We start from the raw sequence: 20311 nt of genomic DNA, 5'->3' as shown, positions 1-20311 counted from the left end.
TTGAAAATTATGAAATTAAATAAATTGCTGATAGCCATTGTCGTCGCATTAGGGTTGGGTAGTTGCACATCCGACTTCGTGGATATTAATAAAGACCCGAATGCAATTTTAGGAGATCAAATATCCGCACGATATTTTATCACCGGAACACAAGTGAAGCTTTTTGCACCGGACCGATATCCATATTGGCGTGCGCAATTGATTCATGTAGACCGTTATGCTGGTATGTTTTGTTTTGGATTTAACAGTTCGTGGTGGTCTGATGAACTCGGCTATACATACAGCGCCGGTTATACCGATGCTGCCTGGGATTATTTTGAAGGCTATAACAGCACAATTAATACATACCTGCAGTTAACTCAGCCTGGGGGCGACCTCGAAAACCCGCTGACCTATGCCACAGCACTGATCATGAAGAGTCTGTTTTACCAAAAGTTTACCGATACTTTTGGTGAAGTTCCTTATTTTGAAAGTGGTAACCTCGAAATTCTTCAGCCGAAATTTGATACTCAGCTCGATATTTACGAAGGAATTATTGCCGATTTGGATGAAGCGATGAGTCTTATCGGGTCAGAATCGGCGACCGGTATTGGGACCGAAGATCTGGGAACGAACGATTTATTTTACGGGGGTGATTTGCAAAAATGGAAAAGGCTGGCGAACACCTTAAAGTTGAAAATTGGCTTGCGTGCCCAAGGGGCCGATGGTGCTTCCTTTGCCGATCAGGCCATTAATGAAGCAATGGCTGCTGATTTGTTAATGGATGCTTCGGATGACTGTTTGTTGCCGAAAGATAATGTTATAGACCAATGGAATAGTTCATGTTACGGCGATGTGTGGTATAATTTTGGCGAGGGGTCGGACTGGACAGTTAGTCAGGAAGTGATTGATTACTTGCAGAAAAACGGCGATCCTCGTTTGTCAAAATATGCGCAGCCCGCTGTTGGTGGCGATGCCATTGTCATTCCGAAGCCGAGTTCTGATACTGATGCGATGTATCTAAAACGGAAAAACTTCATTTTGGCAGCACTCGATGATGCCGGTGCAGTTTATACCGAAACGACCAATGAAGATGGGGCCTCTGTGATTTCTATGGCAGCAGCGACTTACTATGTTGGGCAGCCTGTTCGCTTAAATTCAGACATGATGAATTATGCCCGTTATCCACTGTTTAGCAAACCTGCGCAATACATTATTCAGAAGAAAAATGAAGGAGAGGCTATTGCACCGGAGATTGTACAAACAACGGGAGAGTCTTATTTCATGCAGGCTCAGGCTATTTTAATGGGCTATGGAAGCGGCGATGCTAACAGCTTGTATCGCGAAGGCTTAAAATATGCAATGTTGGTGTGGGGAGTTGATCAGGCCGATGTTGATGATTTCCTGGCTACCTCTTCAATGGCAACCCTGGATGGAACCAATGATATGGAAAAAGTTGTTGTACAGCGATGGTTGGCCAACTACACTGAAGGTTTTGAGGCATGGGCAATTGTACGTAAAACGGGCTATCCAGTGTCTTTGGCACAAGGTGTTTCCGATGTCGATATCTATGGTTTAGGAACGCTGAATGGAGAATATCCGCAACGTATGCGTTATGGTTCAAGTCCGTACAGCACAAATAATGAAAATTTACAGGAAGCCATCTCAAGGCAGGGGGTTGATGTTCAGGCAACCAAACTGTGGTGGGCTAAGTAAACTTCAAATAATTTAGGAAGTAAAGGAAGAAATCTCATTTCTTCCTTTACTCCAATTTCACTTTTACTAGTTCGTCGTGTAGTCTTTGTCGAAAGAATAGCTGTCTGTGAGAGAATTGTTCAATATGTTTAATTAAATTTGGGCCAATTAATGTGCGGTTTGTAAATCAGCAAGGGCTTGTTCCGGACTTATCAGAAGGTTGGTTTTAATCCGCTTCATGTATACTTAATTACTAAACAGCTTTTCCATGGTTTTGCTAAATGCAGTGGATATCAGCAAGATGCCTATAAGCGAATTGAAGCGCTATCGGCTTAAGATGCATATATTGCGAATTTTGTACACCAAGAAATCTCGTTCAGCGTCAGCTTTGGGGAAAAAGGCGAATGTGAGTTTACCCACTATTCGATCTGTCCTGGAGGAATTGATCGCGGATAAAATTGTTAAAATTGAAGGTATAGGTGATTCAAAAGGAGGACGAAAGCCGACAATCTACAGCTTGACCTCTGATGCCTTTTATATTCTCGCCGTCGAGTTGGGACATTATTCAGCAAGAGCAGTTATTTATAATAGCCAGAATGTTGAGGTTTCTTCAATCATGGAGTTTGAAACCAATATTGATGATCCGTCTTTGGAGTCAAAAGTCGATGAGATCCTGGATTTATTGTTGAAACAGACAGACCTGTCACGCGAACAGATTGTTGCAATCGGCTTGAGTATGCCGGGGCTTATAGATGCTGAAGAAGGCATCAATAAAACAATTAAAAATGAGGCCGCTCGGGATGTTGTCAGTCGGTTTAATTCACGGTTCAACATTCGCACTTACATCGAAAATGACGCCAGGATGCAGGCATTGGGTGAGTTTATTTTTGGGAAAGCAAAGAACTCGCGAAATACAATTGTCATCAACTGGGATTGGGGGCTGGGACTTGGCATGATTCTAAATGGTGAAATATTCAGTGGTACCAATGGAAGTGCGGGTGAATTAAGTCATATTCGTGTAGAAGAGGACGGCGATTTATGCGAATGTGGTAAGAAAGGATGTTTGGAGAGTATGGCCGGTACCCGTAAGCTAATCAGTATGGCTAAAGAAGAACTAAATAAAGGAGCAGTTTCACAACTTGCCAGCAGGTTTGCCAAAAATCCGGCCGCCTTGAAGGCCGTCGACATTATTGATTGCGCGAAAAAGGGAGATGAGCTTTCTATTTCTCTATTGGCGAAAATAAGTACCCGGATGGCTTGGGGCTTGTCGGTCATGATTCAGTTGTTTAATCCTGAATTAATTGTGTTGAGTGGTCCAATAATCAAAGCCAGCCAGTATGTGTTAATCCCTATTCAACAAGCCTTGCATAAATACTGCCTGGAGAGCATTCTCGACAGCGTGAGAATCGAAGTCTCAGAGATGGGCGAGAATTCGGGACTGAAAGGAGTAGGGGTTATGGTGTACCAGAAAATCTTTAGCGATAAGTCGCTCTAAAGGATCGCTTTGAACATCATCTCAACAATCAGGACGAAGACTGATCAGACTCATATTGATGGGAGACTTTGTTAAATAAAGCCATTTTGAGGTCATGTTATTTCTCTCGAACAAAAGATAGGGCGAATTAGATATAAACTACATTTGCCACATGCCGGCTGTAATAACACCACCTGTTCCAAAGCTGCAAATTAGCACTTTTTTATCTTGTACTTTCGTTTTATGAATATCAAGAGCAATCCCGATAGAAGCAGTGCCACAATTCCCGGTTATATTAGAAGTATCTGCAAAATAGATTTTGTTTTTAGAGAACACTGTCTTTAATAACCGGATGATTGTTGGATTTACCTGATGAAGAATCATTATATCTGGTGTGCCTGAAATCTGAACAAATTTGTCATAAAAATCTTCTGCTTTTTTTAGTAGTTTAATTGCGAGTGTATTATTCATGTTTAGGCCTAAGTATCTGATTGGTTCATCAAGAAAATTCTTATTGTTTTGGATTTCATACCCGGCATCATGCCCCAGTTTAACTGTAACGACCTCTAATAACTCCTTATATTGTTCGGATTTATAATGTAATAGCTTCTTCGATGAGTCTGAATAACTGATTATACATGAGAATGATCCATTCCCAAAAATATGATGATGTTTATTTTTTTTTGATGTTGCCTTTCTTGCAGCGTCAGATAGCACGACTACCACCGAGCTTTGATGTAATTCTGCTAGTTGGCTACCTAAAATCATAGCAGAAGCTCCTCCGGCACACCCTTGGACCAGGTCAATGACATGACAATTTGAAAATACCGGTTGATACTTTTCATTTATTGATTGTCCCAGCGATGGCGCAATACTATCCGGACATGTTGTTGCAACAATTAGATGAGTGATATTATCAGGCAGAGGCGTTTCCAGTATTTGATTCAATGATTTTTCTGCAGTGTTTAGAACTTGATTCGGATATTCCTCGAAGGTTATATCTGAACCATATTCATAATAACTTCCCATTTTTTGAATAACGACCCCCATTCTTAATTTTTTAAGTTTTCAAATTGCTTTTTGTTGCTTATTGAGCTAACTTATCGTAAGAGATTTCTAACCTATTAATAATAGATATCGTTGCTATCTAAATATAGATTAATTTCTACAATAAAGTGTATTGGATACAATTGGATGAGTAACAAAATTGATATACGAGATTTATATAGGCTGCCATGGTCAAAAAATGATAATCCGAATGGTTGGATCGAGATAACTACTTACTGCAATATTAGTTGCCCTGGTTGTTACAGGGGTTGTGATAGAACTGATAATACTCCAAGGCATAAGTCGATTGATGATATTAAAAAGGAGATACTGGATCTTATTGCAATGCGAAATTGCCAGACAATTTCCATTAGCGGTGGAGAACCATTGATGCATCCCGGTATTATTGAGATACTTTTCTTTATTGATGAACTTGGTTTAAATACGTTATTGCTTACAAATGGGACCTTGCTTACAGAAGAGATTCTGTTGGAGATGAAAAGTGCCGGATTAACCGGATTATTAATCAGGATCGATTCATTAAAAGCAAATAGTGAAGAGTCAGAGATTATGTTAAATAAATTGAGGAAAAAATATGCTGACCTCGTTTATAAGGTAGGTGATATTTTTCTCGGCTTTTCATGTGTGATATCCCAAAAGAACCTGAATCAGATTCCTGATGTAATCGATTGGATACAGGCTAATCCTAAAAAAGTGGACTTCCTTTTACTGATATTAAAGCGGGAAGTAATTTTTGAGAATGGTAGAAGATTAGATACGAATGATTGGGTTTATCTACCAGAGTTGATTGATGTGATTTCTAAACCCGATAAGGTCATCGTGTTTAGTGGGTATTTAGGTAGTCAGGCAGTTGGTCAGGATATAAAATGGCTATACTCATTTTGGATCAGCCATAACAATAAGAGAATAGATTTTTTTGATAAAAAACTAGTCGAATTACTACACGTATTTCATCATTTTCGAAAAGGGAAATATTTTTTCATTTTAAAAAAGAAACAACTTACTAATACCCTGTTATACTTGATTCTGTCGGGTGTAATCAATAAGTCTGCAAGAAAAATTGTCAGAAAATATATCACTGGTTTCTTTACGGCTCCATGGGAGTTTACGTCTAGGCTAAATGTTCAGACACTTAATATTGTTAATCCTCCGGGGAACGTCGAAGGAAAGCGGGATTTGTGCGATGCATGTCCGGATGCCCTGTTGTATAAGGGGAATCTTTATCCTTCATGCTGTTTGGAAGAAATTAAAAGGTTTGGGGAGATTGTAGAATTTGATGACGATAAAACTTAGTTCTTTTTGGCCCTCTGGTTGTTTAACAGAGGGAAAAGGAATTGTTCCCTTTGGAAGTTGTAGATTATTGTAAGAGATGAAAATAATAAAAGGTATCCATAGATATATCATGCTAAGATGTATATGGTTATACATCGCGAAACTTACTATTCGAGTTGTTAAAGATCCTTTTAAAGTATTTCAGATCTTAACGAAGATGGAGATTGCGCGAAGAAAATATAAAGGCAATTATAAATTAATAAAACTTGCTAAAGTAGATAACCGTTATTATTGGGATATTAATATTCCCGGATACCCATCGATTGCAACTAAGAGTTATTTGGAAGCATCAATTTCAAGAATACAACCTGATTTAATTGATAAAAATAAATTAAGCACAGTAATCTGGGCTTTGACAAACAAATGCCATTATAACTGCATTCATTGTTCTGAATGGAATACAAAAGATTCAAATGATGCTCTTTCTTTAAATGATTTAAAAAAGATCCTTAATGAAGTGCAAAAATTAGGTGTGTCACAAATTCAATTTAGTGGGGGGGAGCCATTAAACAGGATCGGCGATATAATGGAATTATTGAGTTCCGCCAGGCCAAGTACCGATTTCTGGTTGTTGACCTCAGGGTGTAATTTTACCTCTGAAAATGCCAAATTATTAAAAAATGCAGGTTTAACAGGGATATCAATCAGTTTGGATCATTTTGATCCCGATTCTCATAACAAATACAGAGGATCTTTAGATGCATATAAATGGGTGGAAGAAGCTGCGCTCAATGCACATCGGGAGGGATTAGTGATTTGTCTGGCAATTTGTCCAACCGAATTATTCATTTCTACTCAAAACCTGATGAATTATGCTTTGCTTGCCAAAAAGCTAAAGGCGTCATTTATTCGGATTATTGAGCCTGTCGCGATCGGGCACTATGAAAACAAAAAAGTAGAATTAAATAAATTTCAGATTAAGATACTTGAAGATTTTTACCTTCAAATGAATTATTCAGCTGAATACATCGATTTTCCTATCGTATCTTATCCGGGATACTACCAAAGACGCATCGGCTGTTTTGGTGCTGGTGAAGGATATTTATTTATCGACCAGGAAGGGGATTTGCATTCCTGTCCTTTTTGTAGGAATAGTGAAAAGATGAATGTCGTTAACACTCCATTCGAAACTCAGTTGAGATTATTAAAGGAACGGGGATGTCAGAGATTCAAAAAGTCTGTTTATTAGTTATTAAGGTGTTGGTAGAACTCATTAAAGGTGTTCCTCGAATGTTCCATGAGTGCACCGGGTTCTTTAAATCTTTTAAGAAATGAAATGTCAGGTTTGCCGTCAGAATTACTGATTATCCGATAATGACCTTTGCCATGAAGAAAGATTGATCTTTCATATCCTTCCTGAATTTCAGGTGCTTGAAATGAAATGTAAGCTTCACTATTAAGCTCTGGTTGGATTAGGTATTTATCATCATCCCACAATAAACTACTTGATAAATCTGAATTGTTGAGATCTGTTACAGACTCTGGTTTGACAACTATCTTTTGTAGTTCAACATCGTCTGAGAAATCCATGCTAATGTAATTCAGTTCCCAAAACAGGAATCCTGTTTCAAGTTTAATTTCAATTTTTGTTGAATTAATATTTGTCAGATCGATCGATAACACATCTTTTTTTTCAGCAGTCGAACCTGTAACATTAAAATAGTCGATAGCTTGCCATCCGGTATTTGTTTTAATGGAAGCAGATAGCAGAACTCCCTGGTCATGCATCCATTCAAGTAGGGCTGCAGTGGAGTTTGGTCTCCTCTTCTTTTCCCATTTGGCATACTTTTTCCCGAAATGCGCAATAAAATCTTTAAATATGTAATCTAGCCAAATTGTGTTCTTTCCGATAACAACCAGTTTGGCATTGTTAGAGTTTGCCGGACGGTCAAATGTCAGATAAATTGCATTTTTGGGAAGTGTGTCACTAAAGATATCATTGACATAGTTATAGTCGTCGTTGTAGAGGATTTCATTGAGTATGGATCTTCCATTTTCACTTGTAGCGCTTATCGGGGCTTGTAAATTTTTACAGTTATAGGCCTTGCCATATTTGTCAACGATAATGTTGTCAGTCTTTTGATGATCAATAACATACAGTTCCACCAAATTTGTATATTGGACCTCCATTAGCTCATTGGTCATTTTAATGTTGTATTTGCCATCTATTGGAGCAAAACTTGGTAAATACAGATAATCATGTCTTTCTAGTTCAGGAGCAGTTGCGCCAGCATAAATCTCCCCAATAAAATCATATGTCGTGCCATTGTTTACATATATAAATGGGCACGATTGAGGGGATTCATTTGAAGGAGGTGGCGGTGGCGCCGGATCGTCATCCTTTAAAGCTGAAACTAGTAATATTGTAGCGGTAATGGCCGCTCCTGTGAGCAACAAGGTTGATCCGACTTTTAAGTCTTTTACTTCCGCTTTAATAATATTATCCAACGGTATGGTGATTTGATTATTGATTGGACTTCCCTCTACAAAGTCAGCATAGACATTTATTACCTTGCGTTTATTTGATTTGGAAGTCCCCTTGTTGGCTTTTGGGGAAGTAGAAAAGTCAGGTTCGTAATATCCGGTTAGTTTAAGATCTGCGATAGAGGGATTCTTTAATTCAAATGGAGTCAATTCACTGTGATCACTGTGAATAATTATGGTGCGTTCATTTGCTTCGTTTATGATATCGCTGTTTGTTATTTGCCTTACATTATAACAACTATTGCTAATTGCAATAAAAATTATGAAGATCCAGAAGAATTGGAAGAGTTTGTTGTTGAACAGAGTCGGTTTCATGTGCGTATTTAGGTTGGTTAATTATGGACGTTATCTCATTTTTAAACGTGATAATTTATACGCATTTGAGAGGAAACGGTTTTGTCTTTAATGACTTTGTTGTTTTAGAATAAGCAGCTCTATTCGTGAAAGATAGTCTGTAGCTGAAGTATAAGAAAGAGGTGTAATGAATCGTTATTTGTGGTTGTGCAACGGCAAGCTATGTGTATTGGCGTAATTCATAATAGTGATGACATTGACGGAATTGAGGACGGTGTTACAGCTGAAGATGAGTTTATAGCCCTTTTTTGTCAACCTCAATCAAAGTCTTTGACAACAGGCAGGGAGATATGGACATATTTTGCACGCTGAAACAAAATCATCTGCGACCTCATGTATCTTTATAATGGATGCTTCAAATCGTTCTAATAGCAAAATATTGACTTTGAGATTCGAAGAGAATAGTGTCGTCGAATCTTTTGACTATAAGGATAGTAGCGATAACAGTGTTTTTGGTAATTGAAGTTGTCCGGAAGTGTTCATGAGCTTGATCGTCGAAGAGGTGTCGATGTACCTAATTTCTTACTTTGTCCTTCTCCCGATTCTTCCCCTAAAAAATGAATATCTGTGTAGGTTGCTGAAAGTCAGGAGTGTGTTTCTGAGAGTAGTAGTCCCACCGGGAATCGAACCCGGATCTACAGTTTAGGAAACTATTGTTCTATCCGTTGAACTATGGAACCATCATTTTCTGAAAATGCTTTGCAAAAATAGGAAAAAGCTTGGTTTTTCAATATCCCGCCCGGTTTTTCGGATTGTACTTGCGTATTAATGTCTTGAGTTTGAATCTAAAATACTCAATTCAAGTAAAATATCTAGATATCTAGTGTCTTCGATCTAAGGCTTGTGATAACAATTCCGGTCATAGGTGTTAACAGAAAATTTACATCTTGGTTTTAATTAATTGGCTGTTATATAGTGAATTGACGAGTATGGCTCATTTCAGTGCTTAGAAACAGTTTAAATTAGCTATTTTAGGGTTCATTTTAATTGTAGGGAACACTTGAGAGGCCTACTTTTGTTGAGCTTTTGCAGAAATAATATTAATGTTTAAATATAAATCAGTTATCCTATGAGCAATTTTCTGACTGCCTCTATCGGAAGAAAATTTATTATGAGCATATCAGGTTTGTTCCTGATGATGTTCATTTGCGTCCACTTGGGCATCAACTTGCTGTTGATTTTTGACGACAGCGGAGAGCTATTCAACCTGGGTGCAAACTTTATGGCTACAAACCCATTGATTAAAATCATGGAGCCTGTTCTTGGTCTGGGATTCGTTGTACATATCATCTGGTCATTTCTTATCAGTTTCCAAAACTATAAGGCACGTCCGGTTAGCTATGACAAATCGAATGCCGGTTATTCAAGCGCTTGGGCATCCCGGAATATGTTAGTCCTTGGTGGTTTGGTACTAGTTTTCTTGGTGATTCACATCATGAACTTCTATTATGTGATTAAGTTTGACACTCATTCAATGGGTACAGCCGAAGTAGGCGGAGCTGAAATGCATGATACCTATTCGTTGGTAGCCGGCTTATTTAAGGCTAGTGTAATCTATTGCTTACTTTACATCGTTGGCGGTATTTTACTCGGATTTCACCTGGGACATGGATTTTGGTCTTCATTCCAAACGCTGGGTTTGAGTAATAAGAGTTGGCTCAAGCGTCTACAATGTGTTGGCAAAGTTTATGCAATCGTTGTAGCCGTTGGTTTTTCAATTATTCCATTGTATTTCCTGATTAAATTTTAATTGAAAAGAAGTTGAAATTATGAGCAAATTAGATGCAAGAATTCCCGAAGGGCCATTAGCCCAGAAGTGGACAAATTATAAAAATCACCAAAAATTGGTGAACCCTGCCAACAAACGTAAACTAGATGTGATTGTTGTTGGAACCGGTCTGGCTGGTGGTGCTGCTGCTGCCTCTCTTGGTGAAATGGGTTTCAATGTAAAAAACTTTACAATCCAGGATTCTCCTCGTCGTGCGCACTCTATCGCTGCACAAGGGGGTATCAATGCTGCTAAAAACTATCCAAACGACGGCGACTCGGTTTACCGTTTGTTTTACGATACAATTAAAGGTGGTGACTACCGTGCCCGCGAAGCAAACGTTCACCGTTTGGCTGAAGTGAGTAACAGTATCATCGACCAGTGTGTGGCTCAAGGTGTTCCTTTTGCCCGCGAATATGGTGGCTTGTTGGACAACCGTTCTTTTGGTGGTGCTCAGGTTAGCCGTACTTTCTATGCAAAAGGTCAAACAGGACAGCAATTGTTGTTAGGTGCTTACCAGGCATTAATGCGCCAGGTGAATGCCGGAACAGTAACGATGCACACCCGTACCGAATTGGTTGAAATTGTTATTGTTGACGGAAAAGCGCGTGGTATTATTGCCCGCGACCTGGTTACAGGAAAACTGGAACGTCACTTCGGTCATGCTGTTGTATTGGCTACCGGTGGTTACGGAAACACGTTCTTCCTGTCAACAAACGCAATGGGATCGAATGGTTCTGCTGCAATTAAAGCATTCCATAAAGGTGCCATGTTCGCTAACCCATGTTACGCGCAAATTCACCCAACATGTATTCCTGTTCATGGTGAATTCCAATCGAAACTGACGTTGATGTCAGAATCATTGCGTAACGATGGTCGGATTTGGGTACCGAAGAAAAAAGAAGATGCCGAAGCTATTCGCGCCGGTAAAAAGAAACCAACTGACTTGTCGGAAGACGAACGCGACTATTACCTGGAGCGTCGTTATCCTGCATTCGGTAACCTGGTTCCCCGTGACGTTGCTTCACGTGCTGCCAAAGAACGTTGCGATGCCGGATTCGGCGTTGGTACTGGTTTGGCGGTTTACCTCGACTTCAAATCATCAATCGACCGTTTAGGTAAAAACGTGATTGAAGCTCGCTACGGTAACTTGTTCCAGATGTACGAGAAAATCGTTGACGAAAATCCATATGAAACACCGATGATGATCTATCCGGCAATCCACTATACAATGGGTGGTATCTGGGTTGATTACGAACTGCAAACAACTATTCCTGGTTTGTTCGCGGCTGGTGAAGCAAACTTCTCCGATCACGGTGCAAACCGTTTGGGAGCATCAGCCTTGATGCAAGGTTTAGCTGATGGGTATTTCGTATTACCATACACCATTCAAAATTACCTGGCTGACGATATTCGTACACCACGAATGACAACTGAGGAACCTGAGTTTGTTGAAGCTGAAAAGTCTGTTAAAGCTCGTTTTGAAAAGTTGTTGAGCATTAAAGGTGAGCGTTCTGTTGATAGCCTTCATAAAGAACTTGGATTGGTAATGTGGGATTTCGTGGGAATGGCCCGTAACAAAAAAGGTCTGGAACACGCGATCGAACGTATTGCTGAAATTAAAAAAGAATTCTGGTCAAACTTACGCATTCCGGGATCAAAAGAAGGAATGAACATTGAACTGGAGAAAGCCAGCCGTTTAGCCGATTTCCTTGAAATTGGTGACTTGATGGCTCGTGATGCGCTGAACCGTGATGAAAGCTGCGGTGGACACTTCCGCGAAGAATATCAAACTGGTGAAGGTGAAGCTTTGCGTCAGGATGATAAATTCGCCTATGTTGGCTGCTGGGAGTATAAAGGCGAAAATCAAGATCCTGCTTTGAATAAAGAGGAGTTGGTTTACGAGAGTGTGAAAATGGTTCAACGTAATTACAAGTAATGGCTTTTTAATAAGAGATCAATCATGGAAAATACATTAAATCTCACCTTAAAGGTTTGGCGTCAGAACGGTCCCAAAGAAAAAGGCCGTTTTGAAACCTATAAATTAGAAAATATCTCTACCGACAGCTCATTCCTCGAAATGATGGATATTTTGAACGAGCAATTGGTTGGTGAAAATAAAGAACCCGTGGCTTTTGACCACGACTGTCGTGAAGGTATTTGCGGTATGTGTTCATTGTATATCAACGGCCGTCCTCACGGACCGGATGACGATGTAACAACTTGCCAGCTGCACATGCGTAAATTCAAAGATGGTGAAACGGTCACTGTTGAACCTTGGCGCGCTGCTGCTTTCCCGATTATCAAAGACCTGATCGTTGATCGTGGTGCTTTTGATAAGATTATTGCAGCCGGAGGGTATGTTTCGGTATCAACCGGTGGTGTACCCGATGCTAACGCGATTCCAATTTCAAAGGTTGATGCCGATGAAGCAATGGATTCAGCTTCATGTATCGGTTGTGGTGCTTGCGTGGCAGCTTGTAAGAACTCATCAGCAATGTTGTTTGTTTCTGCAAAAGTTAGCCAGTTGGCTTTACTGCCACAAGGTCGTGTTGAAGCAAAACGTCGTGCAAAAGCGATGGTTTCTAAAATGGATGAACTTGGATTCGGTGGTTGTACAAATACCGGTGCTTGTGAAGTGGAATGTCCGAAGAGCATTTCAATTACCAACATCGCCCGTTTGAACCGTCAATACCTGGCATCTCGTTTGTCTGAATAGTCTGTAATTCCAGATATACGAAAGGCCTCAACTGTTTTAGTTGAGGCCTTTTTTCATACTCAGAAATTTCCCTTTTCTATTGTGTACTTTGAATTCTTGTGAAAATAAGAATGTGTAATTAGTTCGCTTTATTGCCCGAACTCAAAATGGCACCGACAACTGCACCGGCAATGGCTGTCACAATACCAAAAATACAAATGTCAACAACCACTGCGGTAAAGTTCATCAGGTTCGATGTCGCGTACATGCTTAAATCAATTCCCAGCCCCATGAGAATACCCAAGATGAAGCCTTTTGAAGTTCCGTCCATGGCTGATTTGATTGTCCCCCAACAACCAAAAATAGTCGCGAGCAGGAATCCCCAGGCGAGGTTTCCGATGAATAGTAAGAGTAGGCTTATCTCGGTGTCGTTTTTATAAACGCCGATTGCGGTACCTGCGTTGTTCTCAAAAAAATCAGCGAACAGCATACCGTAAAACAGCCAGCCGAGCAAGAAGAAAATAACACCGCCCGCGATTCCGGAAAGTAAAATCTTTTTAGTCATACGGCATTGATTTTAGGTTTTTGGTATTCTAATTTAATAGAAATTTTGATAGAACTTATTGTTTCGTTCGTACAACATGTTGTTCGTGAGTCGACTATTGCTGTGAAATTACAGCCCGCTGGGCTCCCGGTTCTGCGAGAATTGGGGCTTCTGATTTACCAAAAAAGAAAAAGCCAACGTTTAAGATGGCTTCATTGGAGAGTTATTTTTCATTGTCCGGCTCGGGTGGAAGAGGGGCTTGCTGCTTTTCAGACTTTTGTTGTGTGTCCGCAGCTTCATCTGGTTCTTCTGTCTCCTCTTCAGGAACCTCCTCGGCGCCTTCCGGTCGATGAAAGAACTCTTTGATCCGGTCGATAAACTCGGTCAATATTTCCAGAATTGCGTGGCTGTTCTTGGCCGTGAAATTGGTAATCGCGATCTGTACCATGGTTGCAATAACGTGTCGGATGCTGTTTTTACGCTTTCCTCTCATTATTTTCCCCGAAATAAAGTTGGTAATAAGGGGAAGAAAGGCCTCCAATACATTGCTTTTAATTTCAATAATATGTGAAAAATCGCGGAGAGAGTTTTTGATCAGGTTAATCGGTCTCAGACTGTCAAAGGTCTTTTTAAACTGTTTGTTGAACTCCTCTTTCTCTTCAGATTGGCGGATCTCAAGAAGCCTGATTGTTTCTTTTAGTGATTGTCGGGTATGCTTCATAGCTCGTCCTCCTTTAAAATCTGATTGATGATCGAGTCATTTAAAGGATGTTTCAGGAAGGGCTTTCTAAATAGCCAGCAGATGAGTGAAACGATGGCGTAAAATCCGGCAACAGCAAAAAATCCGTAATAGGTTTGCCCCATCATATTACCCAACCAAAGGGCTACTCCGATATTCAGGATTAAAAAGAATATTATGGCAGCGATGATCACGGGTAGCCACGAAACAAGATTGGACAAAACATCTGATGTCTTGTCCAATGTCTTAAGTTTTATTAAATGTAGCGTCGTTTGACCATATTTATGGCCTTTTTCGATAAGTTCGTCAACTAATTCTGATTGTTCTTCCATAGAGTTGTTTTTCCTTGTATAACAAGAAATTTAATGGATCGTTTGAATTAATTTGCAGATGGTTCTTCCTTCGCTTTTTTGTGAAGCTTGGTTTCCAGGTCTTTTACTTTCGCTTTTGCTGAGTCAACCTGTTCGTGTAAATCATCCATCAATTCATCCATTTTGTCTTTCATATCATCCAGATAGTCTTCGCCTTTTTCTGCAATTTTCCGTCTGGTTTCAGTTCCTTTATCTGGAGCAAACAAAATCCCGAGCATCGCTCCGGCAGCAAGTCCTGCCAATAGGCCTAGTGCAACTTTTCCTGAACTCATAGCATAAATTTTTAAGGTTAAACAAATTGTTAATTGTAATTGTAGACTTTCTTATACTAATTTAGTTGAATTTAGGGTGAAAGGCAATTAATTGAACGTAAGAAATTGGGGTCGATGGAAGTTTTTTTGTTATTTTTTCCAAAGGAGTGTCTGCAATAGCGGATTTGGAGGTATTCTTTTAGCGGCGTCTCAAATCAACAGATAATTAAAGTATTAGCCTGTTCTCTTTATCTTTGTAGGCGGGTGGGTAAAAAAAGAAAGCCCGAAAAAGCAGCTCAGTGCTTGATTTCGGGGTTTCTTCTTATTGAATTAAAGAGAACTAACGTCGCCGCCACTCGATTCATCAAAATTCTTTTGACCAGGCTCGCCTTTATAGCGAATGTCTCCACCGCTGCTGGCATTGGCTGTCAACGATTTATTTGCCCATAATACGATGTCGGAACCACTGGAAGCGCTGGCTTTGCATTCTTCAGACATGAGATCCTCACAATCAATGTCGCTGCCACTGGATGAGTCGGCTGAAAGGCTGAATGTTTTTCCCGCTAAAACCACATCGGCGCCGCTGCTTGCCGATACGCGGACGCTCTGCGCATTGAGTCGACTAAAATCAACGTCGGACCCGCTGCTGACAGAAATGCTGATCTGTTCAACATTAACCTCTTCTTCCGCTTCGACATCCGTTCCCGCCGAGGCGTCCAAAGCGGTCAGCTCGTCAAAAGTTACATTGACTTTGCGGCTTTGGTTCCAGCCCCAGTTCCAGTTGCCTTTGTTTTTAATGTAGATGTGTAGCGTTTCGCCTTCAACTTTAGTGATGATTTTGTCAATCAAATCTTCGTCGGCCTCCACAAGAACACTTTCAGTTTCACCTTGTGTCAGGTACAGGTCGATACCGCTTGACACACTGATTTTGCTGAATGCACCCACTGACCTGGTTTGACTGTCTTTGGTGGCTGCCGACGCGCTCAGGCTAACAACTGCCAGTAGGACGATAAAGGATAGTTTTCTGAGAATAATTGTTTTCATGGATTGGTATTTAATGTTTATGCTTTTAACTGATTTTAGTTCCTGGAAACTGAACCTCCCGAAGAACTGTTGATTGTTGTTTCGGACGGCTCTCCCGAATAGTAAACATGACCACCGCTTGATGCTTCAGCGTGCAATTTATGACGGACATCAACCCAAATATGCGCACCGCTCGAAACATCGGCGTCGCAACTGTTGGTCGAAAATTCGTTGGCTTTAAAATGGGCGCCGGAAGAGGCTTTGATCGTTGCTTCGTCAGACGCTCCGGAAAGGTAGATGTGGGCGCCCGACGAACACTTTCCATCCAGCTGATTGGTATCAACTTGCAGGTGTTGCTGGCTTCCGGAAGAGGCCCTCAGTTTCATTTGTTTGGTGTGAACAGGCGATTCGCTGCTAATTTTTGAACCGGAAGATGAATTGATCGCAGTCAGTTTCCGGAAGTGTACCAGAACCGTTTTCTCTTTCGCCCAAATAATGCGGCTTTCACTATATACCTTAAGGGTTTCACCGCGAACTTCAGTTTCGATATGATGATGTAAGTTTTCGTCTGCTTCAACAACAACATATTCATTCGAATCGGGGATCAAAACGACCTTCAATCCATTGGAGACATCCAATTCGGCGAAGCCTGACAGTTGCCGGGTTTGTCGGGTAACATGTCCGTCGCCTTTGACCGATGGCCCTAAAAGGAAACAGGCTTGAAAAAGAAGAAGGAAAAGGACGAAGCTTGTGAGTTGAACAGTGCGTTTCATACAACCGGAATTTAAGTAAGTGACGTTTAAATGTCTCAGACGTTACAAAATTCCGGAAACAATTTTGACTTTTCAGTTCCAAATCGCTGAACAAACGAAATTTATCGGTGAAGTGTTTTTGTCGTGGAAATGAGACCGAAATTGGCTTATAGAAGCTCGCCAATCAACTGCAGTCCTTCCAGTGTCAGGTTGGCTTCGATCGATTGAATGCGGGTCAATTCATGGGCGAATAAATTCGTTAACCCACCGGTCGCTACTACAACGAGCGCTTGCTGTAATTCCTCCTCCGTTTTCGAAATAATCCGGTCAACCAGTCCCGTGTAGCCCATCACAACACCCGCTTGTATGGCATGAACCGTGTTCGTTCCAAGTACCGATGGAGGAAGAACCGGTTGCACATCCGGTAACTGGGCTGTGTTGCCCGAAAGCGCATGAATGGCGGTACGCAAGCCGGGGGCAATGGCAACACCCAGAATAGCTCCATCGCCGGAAATAGTCGTAAAGGTTAGGGCTGTACCAAAATCGATGACCATACAGGTGCGCTTATAACGCGTATAGGCCGCCAGCGAATTGGCAACCAAATCACTCCCAATTTCATACGGGTTGAGAACGGTTATTGGCAGGCGATCGAAAATCTCGGGACATACCAGATGCGGTCGTTGATTAATCAGGTTGAACAGCATATCGTCAAACTCCCGGTTCAGCGAAGGAACGACACTGCTTAATACAACCTTGGTGATCTGATTTTTGCAAACCTTACCGCTGGTAAACAAGGTTCGGAAGATCACTTCATATTCATCAGCCGTTTTGAGCGGGTCGGTTTGGATACGCCAAATCTTGATCCATTCTCCGGCATCGTAAATGCCAAAAACAATATTTGTGTTCCCAATGTCGATTGCTAACAGCATATTTGTTTGTTTTTATCGAAGCAATTTAGCAGATTTATGAGGAAGGATAAAATTTATTGCGATTTTGTTCGTTACCTTATGTGAAGTGTATTTGGATAAATAGTGGAGCAAAAAATAATTTTGTTTTATTTTTTACTTATTTTTACTCAAGTGTACATTAAGAGACTCTAATTTATAACTGGATTTTAACCTTTATTCTCGGACTTATGGTTACAAATAAGAACCCCCTGATTTTTGTAGTTGAGGACAATCATGTCTATAATCGTCTGATTGTTAGTTTTCTGAAAACAAATAAGCTGACAAATGTAGAATCCTATTCCACAGGAGAGGAAGCGATCAAAGCGATGGAAAAGCAACCTGCTGTGGTCATTCAGGATTATCTGCTGGAAGGGATGAATGGTATTGAAGTGTTAAAGAGATCCAAAAAGATTGCACCCAATGTCGAATTTATCTTCCTCTCCGGGCAGGATAACATTGACGTAGCCATCAACTCGATGAAATACGGAGCTTACGATTACATTGTAAAGGACCAAATGGCTTTAAAGAAGTTGGTGAATAAAATTCATAAAATTCAGTCGTATAACCAGCTCGAAGTGTCGAAAAAGAGATATAAAATGGGGGTCATCTTATTTTTCGTATTTCTGGCCTTGTTTATTATTGTCTTAATCGCCATTGCGCTGATGTATCCACAATACTTTGGATTGAAAATGGGTGGTGTTTAAATCGTTATTTTTCGTGTTCCAATGATATAGAAAAACCCGGCTCTCGAGCCGGGTTTTTTGTGTTATAACGATTTATATTTGTCAATTAGAATTCCAAATGCCGATTAATTCGTTTTCGAGATAACAACGCCGGGCTCAAACACTGCCGAGAACATGTCCGGAGAATTCAGTACCTCCTCTGCCTTGTCAATGCCCCGATCTGTTTGAATAGACGCCCTGATGGCTCCTTTCTGATAATAGTAACGGGAAACAATCTCATCAGTCATCATCTCTTTTATTTCAGTCTGGAATTGCTCCAGGTCCTTGTCCAGTTCGTGACCGACTTTGGCTCTCAGTTCCTCAAACTGGCTTTTAGCTAACTCGTAGTATTTTTCCTTCTTGGCTGTTTCTTCCAGCTCGTCGAGCGCTGTTTCTGTTTGAGATTCGTAGCTGAACTCCCGTTCTTTCAGGAAGCTTTTAAATTCATTGTAGATCTCTGGCGTTACCTTAAAATCTTCCGGCTGGGGAATCGATTCATGCTGGTAAGCGTATTGCGTTGCAAAATCGAAGATCATATAATCCTGAACCAGGTTGATCGTCAGACTGCTGATCTGATCCAAATCCAGTTTGACGTCGGGCGTAATCCCGCCACCATCATAAACCTTCCGTCCTTTGCTGGTTGTGAACTCCGAGATTAACGAATCCGGAACCACACCTACGCTGCCATCTTCATTGCGGTGCGAGTAATCCAATGCCTGGATGCAACGGCCGCTGGGGATATAATATTTAGCAGTTGTTACCTTTAGTTTGGTATTGTAACTCAAGTCGCGGGTGGTTTGTACCAAGCCCTTTCCAAAAGTCCGTGTACCGATAATAACTGCACGATCCAGATCCTGAAGGGCACCTGAAACAATTTCGGAAGCGGAAGCCGATCCCCGGTTAACCAAAACAGCCAACGGCATGATGGTATCTATCGGAGTCTCTGTCGCGTTATACGTTTTATCCCATTGTTTCACTTTTCCCCTGGTGCTCACAACTTCAACACCTTTAGGGACGAAAATATTGACAATCTTAACCGCTTCATTCAACAAACCTCCCGGGTTCGAACGCAAGTCTAAGATCAGCGATTCGGCGTGGTGCTTTTCTTTCAGCTCTTTGACAAGTCGTTTGACTTCATCGCCACAATTGGCCGTGAAGTTCGATAAACGGATGTAGCCGGTTTTTTCGTCCAGCATCCCGTAATACGGCACCGCATCAATCTGAATCTGCTCCCGGATAATCTCCACATCAAGTGGCTTTTTCTCTCCCGGGCGTTCAATCTTTACCTTGACAACCTGTTTGGCTGGTCCTTTCAGCAGGTTACTCACATCCTCTGTTGTCATATTTTCGGTTGACTTTCCGGCAACTTCCAGTAAAATATCTCCTGCCTTCAGCCCCGCCTTTTGCGCCGGGAAACCTTCATAAGGCTCCGAAATAATCACGTGGTCTTTTTGTTTGCCAATCATCGCTCCAATTCCGGCATATTCCCCGGTGGTCATAAAACGGAAATCCTCCATTTTCGACTCCGGTATATAAGTGGTATAAGGATCGAGCGATTCCAGCATATCATCAATACTGGTTTTAACCAAATCATTGGGATTAATTTCATCGACATAAAACAGGTTCAGCTCGCGGACAAGCGTATAGTAAATATCGAGGTTCTTGTCGATCTGGAATAATTTCTCATCCCGGGTGAATGCCGTGAACACGACAGCCAGAGCTAAAACAAGCCCAAGCAGGATCCCAATTTTCTTTTTATTGAATGTTTTCATGCGTTTATAAATTTACGATCAATGGGTACACGGAACTTACCGGATAATTTAAACAACCCGCCTGTGTGGAATGTTGAATGATTAAATCTGATTGGCTCGCTTCACGTGTTTAAAAATTTAATTCTAAAGTCGGTTTTCAAACGTTTACTTAATAGCCCTTGACAGAATGTCTGTTGAAAACAAAACAAGCAGATGATCACGAAGTTTAACGAATCAGTTTCTGATTTCTGAGAACATCCTTCTGACGGGAAAAGCAAATGTAATAAAGCTTGACGGAAATACAGGTTTACAGGTCTTAGAATTCGTTAATTATTCTTAAACAGCCGGGGATTAGGGGA

The 20311-nt window shown here is 40.9% G+C and carries 18 protein-coding genes and 1 tRNA gene; 8 read left to right on the top strand and 11 right to left on the bottom strand.

The genetic code is table 11. From position 1 onward, the window contains the following. Positions 1 to 9: 9 nt before the first annotated feature. Both GJV22_RS06905 and GJV22_RS06900 read left to right on the top strand, forming a co-directional pair. Complete coding sequence (locus GJV22_RS06905; protein ID WP_163710625.1) at positions 10 to 1695, top strand: SusD/RagB family nutrient-binding outer membrane lipoprotein; 1686 nt, start codon at positions 10 to 12, stop codon at positions 1693 to 1695. 247 nt (positions 1696 to 1942) lie between these two features. Continuing rightward, entirely contained in the window at positions 1943 to 3169 is a 1227-nt protein-coding gene (locus GJV22_RS06900; RefSeq protein WP_163710622.1) for an ROK family protein, read from the top strand. A 138-nt stretch (positions 3170 to 3307) separates the two neighbouring features. Here the strand turns inward: GJV22_RS06900 and GJV22_RS06895 are convergent, their stop codons facing one another. Beyond that, positions 3308 to 4198, bottom strand: a complete 891-nt coding sequence (locus GJV22_RS06895) for a 3-oxoacyl-[acyl-carrier-protein] synthase III C-terminal domain-containing protein (RefSeq protein ID WP_163710619.1) — start codon at positions 4196 to 4198, stop codon at positions 3308 to 3310. A 144-nt stretch (positions 4199 to 4342) separates the two neighbouring features. On the opposite strand from GJV22_RS06895, the gene GJV22_RS06890 reads away from it, so the two are divergent. Continuing rightward, entirely contained in the window at positions 4343 to 5509 is a 1167-nt protein-coding gene (locus GJV22_RS06890) for a radical SAM protein (RefSeq protein ID WP_163710616.1), read from the top strand. Between the two features lie 196 nt (positions 5510 to 5705). Continuing rightward, a complete protein-coding gene (locus tag GJV22_RS06885; protein WP_163710614.1) occupies positions 5706 to 6737 on the top strand; it encodes a radical SAM protein in 1032 nt (343 codons plus the stop codon). Here GJV22_RS06885 and GJV22_RS06880 read toward each other — a convergent pair. Both GJV22_RS06880 and GJV22_RS06875 read right to left on the bottom strand, forming a co-directional pair. Further along, positions 6734 to 8347 (bottom strand): hypothetical protein, encoded by a 1614-nt coding sequence (locus GJV22_RS06880; RefSeq protein WP_163710611.1) that lies wholly within the window; start codon positions 8345 to 8347, stop codon positions 6734 to 6736. The genes GJV22_RS06885 and GJV22_RS06880 overlap by 4 nt on opposite strands. A gap of 647 nt (positions 8348 to 8994) precedes the next feature. Continuing rightward, positions 8995 to 9066 (bottom strand) — tRNA-Arg (locus tag GJV22_RS06875). A 389-nt stretch (positions 9067 to 9455) separates the two neighbouring features. Between GJV22_RS06875 and GJV22_RS06870 the strand changes: the two genes are divergently transcribed. Genes GJV22_RS06870 through GJV22_RS06860 form a run of 3 tightly spaced genes read left to right on the top strand, consistent with a single transcriptional unit; the run spans position 9456 to position 12873 of the window. Next, positions 9456 to 10136 carry a succinate dehydrogenase cytochrome b subunit gene (locus GJV22_RS06870; protein ID WP_163710609.1) on the top strand — a complete coding sequence of 227 codons (681 nt, stop codon included), beginning with the start codon at positions 9456 to 9458 and terminating at the stop codon, positions 10134 to 10136. A gap of 19 nt (positions 10137 to 10155) precedes the next feature. Further along, positions 10156 to 12093 carry a fumarate reductase/succinate dehydrogenase flavoprotein subunit gene (locus GJV22_RS06865; RefSeq protein WP_163710606.1) on the top strand — a complete coding sequence of 646 codons (1938 nt, stop codon included), beginning with the start codon at positions 10156 to 10158 and terminating at the stop codon, positions 12091 to 12093. Between the two features lie 24 nt (positions 12094 to 12117). Next, the gene (locus GJV22_RS06860) at positions 12118 to 12873 is read left to right on the top strand and encodes a succinate dehydrogenase/fumarate reductase iron-sulfur subunit (RefSeq protein WP_163710603.1); all 756 of its coding nucleotides are present in this window, start codon (positions 12118 to 12120) and stop codon (positions 12871 to 12873) included. 118 nt (positions 12874 to 12991) lie between these two features. Here GJV22_RS06860 and GJV22_RS06855 read toward each other — a convergent pair whose 3' ends face one another. The 7 genes from GJV22_RS06855 to GJV22_RS06825 all read right to left on the bottom strand — a co-directional run bounded on the left by GJV22_RS06855 (position 12992) and on the right by GJV22_RS06825 (position 17461). Beyond that, positions 12992 to 13417, bottom strand: coding sequence for a hypothetical protein (locus GJV22_RS06855; protein ID WP_163710600.1), 426 nt, complete (start codon positions 13415 to 13417; stop codon positions 12992 to 12994). Between the two features lie 202 nt (positions 13418 to 13619). Further along, entirely contained in the window at positions 13620 to 14117 is a 498-nt protein-coding gene (locus GJV22_RS06850) for a hypothetical protein (RefSeq protein ID WP_163710598.1), read from the bottom strand. Beyond that, entirely contained in the window at positions 14114 to 14467 is a 354-nt protein-coding gene (locus tag GJV22_RS06845; protein ID WP_163710595.1) for a hypothetical protein, read from the bottom strand. The genes GJV22_RS06850 and GJV22_RS06845 overlap by 4 nt, the downstream gene beginning before the upstream one ends. Before the next feature lie 47 nt (positions 14468 to 14514). Next, on the bottom strand, positions 14515 to 14778 hold the full coding sequence (locus GJV22_RS06840) for a YtxH domain-containing protein (RefSeq protein ID WP_163710592.1): 264 nt from the start codon (positions 14776 to 14778) through the stop codon (positions 14515 to 14517). A 309-nt stretch (positions 14779 to 15087) separates the two neighbouring features. After that, positions 15088 to 15801 carry a head GIN domain-containing protein gene (locus tag GJV22_RS06835; protein WP_163710589.1) on the bottom strand — a complete coding sequence of 238 codons (714 nt, stop codon included), beginning with the start codon at positions 15799 to 15801 and terminating at the stop codon, positions 15088 to 15090. 35 nt (positions 15802 to 15836) lie between these two features. Next, positions 15837 to 16553: a head GIN domain-containing protein gene (locus GJV22_RS06830; protein ID WP_163710585.1), complete on the bottom strand. Its 717-nt coding sequence runs from the start codon at positions 16551 to 16553 to the stop codon at positions 15837 to 15839. A 146-nt stretch (positions 16554 to 16699) separates the two neighbouring features. Then, the gene (locus GJV22_RS06825; RefSeq protein ID WP_163710584.1) at positions 16700 to 17461 is read right to left on the bottom strand and encodes a type III pantothenate kinase; all 762 of its coding nucleotides are present in this window, start codon (positions 17459 to 17461) and stop codon (positions 16700 to 16702) included. A gap of 206 nt (positions 17462 to 17667) precedes the next feature. Between GJV22_RS06825 and GJV22_RS06820 the strand changes: the two genes are divergently transcribed. Continuing rightward, entirely contained in the window at positions 17668 to 18183 is a 516-nt protein-coding gene (locus tag GJV22_RS06820) for a response regulator (RefSeq protein WP_163710581.1), read from the top strand. 104 nt (positions 18184 to 18287) lie between these two features. Here GJV22_RS06820 and GJV22_RS06815 read toward each other — a convergent pair whose 3' ends face one another. Then, entirely contained in the window at positions 18288 to 19973 is a 1686-nt protein-coding gene (locus GJV22_RS06815) for a S41 family peptidase (protein ID WP_163710577.1), read from the bottom strand. Positions 19974 to 20311: the final 338 nt, after the last annotated feature.

It is taken from the genome of Mangrovibacterium lignilyticum, assembly GCF_010882175.1.
In the GTDB taxonomy this organism is placed as follows: domain Bacteria; phylum Bacteroidota; class Bacteroidia; order Bacteroidales; family Prolixibacteraceae; genus Mangrovibacterium; species Mangrovibacterium lignilyticum.
The sequence above is the reverse complement of the archived record's forward strand: the minus strand, read 5'-3'. Positions and strand labels throughout refer to the sequence as shown.

What these genes read in the sequence shown, in the direction of transcription:
- GJV22_RS06900 (WP_163710622.1), top strand. Translation starts at nt 1,943, where the DNA reads ATGGTTTTGCTAAATGCAGTGGATATCAGCAAGATGCCTATAAGCGAA.
- GJV22_RS06870 (WP_163710609.1), top strand. Translation starts at nt 9,456, where the DNA reads ATGAGCAATTTTCTGACTGCCTCTATCGGAAGAAAATTTATTATGAGC.
- GJV22_RS06895 (WP_163710619.1), bottom strand. Translation starts at nt 4,198, where the DNA reads ATGGGGGTCGTTATTCAAAAAATGGGAAGTTATTATGAATATGGTTCA.
- GJV22_RS06850 (WP_163710598.1), bottom strand. Translation starts at nt 14,117, where the DNA reads ATGAAGCATACCCGACAATCACTAAAAGAAACAATCAGGCTTCTTGAG.
- GJV22_RS06820 (WP_163710581.1), top strand. Translation starts at nt 17,668, where the DNA reads ATGGTTACAAATAAGAACCCCCTGATTTTTGTAGTTGAGGACAATCAT.
- GJV22_RS06825 (WP_163710584.1), bottom strand. Translation starts at nt 17,461, where the DNA reads ATGCTGTTAGCAATCGACATTGGGAACACAAATATTGTTTTTGGCATT.
- GJV22_RS06815 (WP_163710577.1), bottom strand. Translation starts at nt 19,973, where the DNA reads ATGAAAACATTCAATAAAAAGAAAATTGGGATCCTGCTTGGGCTTGTT.
- GJV22_RS06905 (WP_163710625.1), top strand. Translation starts at nt 10, where the DNA reads ATGAAATTAAATAAATTGCTGATAGCCATTGTCGTCGCATTAGGGTTG.
- GJV22_RS06835 (WP_163710589.1), bottom strand. Translation starts at nt 15,801, where the DNA reads ATGAAAACAATTATTCTCAGAAAACTATCCTTTATCGTCCTACTGGCA.
- GJV22_RS06860 (WP_163710603.1), top strand. Translation starts at nt 12,118, where the DNA reads ATGGAAAATACATTAAATCTCACCTTAAAGGTTTGGCGTCAGAACGGT.
- GJV22_RS06890 (WP_163710616.1), top strand. Translation starts at nt 4,343, where the DNA reads ATGAGTAACAAAATTGATATACGAGATTTATATAGGCTGCCATGGTCA.
- GJV22_RS06855 (WP_163710600.1), bottom strand. Translation starts at nt 13,417, where the DNA reads ATGACTAAAAAGATTTTACTTTCCGGAATCGCGGGCGGTGTTATTTTC.
- GJV22_RS06880 (WP_163710611.1), bottom strand. Translation starts at nt 8,347, where the DNA reads ATGAAACCGACTCTGTTCAACAACAAACTCTTCCAATTCTTCTGGATC.
- GJV22_RS06845 (WP_163710595.1), bottom strand. Translation starts at nt 14,467, where the DNA reads ATGGAAGAACAATCAGAATTAGTTGACGAACTTATCGAAAAAGGCCAT.
- GJV22_RS06885 (WP_163710614.1), top strand. Translation starts at nt 5,706, where the DNA reads ATGGAGATTGCGCGAAGAAAATATAAAGGCAATTATAAATTAATAAAA.
- GJV22_RS06830 (WP_163710585.1), bottom strand. Translation starts at nt 16,553, where the DNA reads ATGAAACGCACTGTTCAACTCACAAGCTTCGTCCTTTTCCTTCTTCTT.
- GJV22_RS06840 (WP_163710592.1), bottom strand. Translation starts at nt 14,778, where the DNA reads ATGAGTTCAGGAAAAGTTGCACTAGGCCTATTGGCAGGACTTGCTGCC.
- GJV22_RS06865 (WP_163710606.1), top strand. Translation starts at nt 10,156, where the DNA reads ATGAGCAAATTAGATGCAAGAATTCCCGAAGGGCCATTAGCCCAGAAG.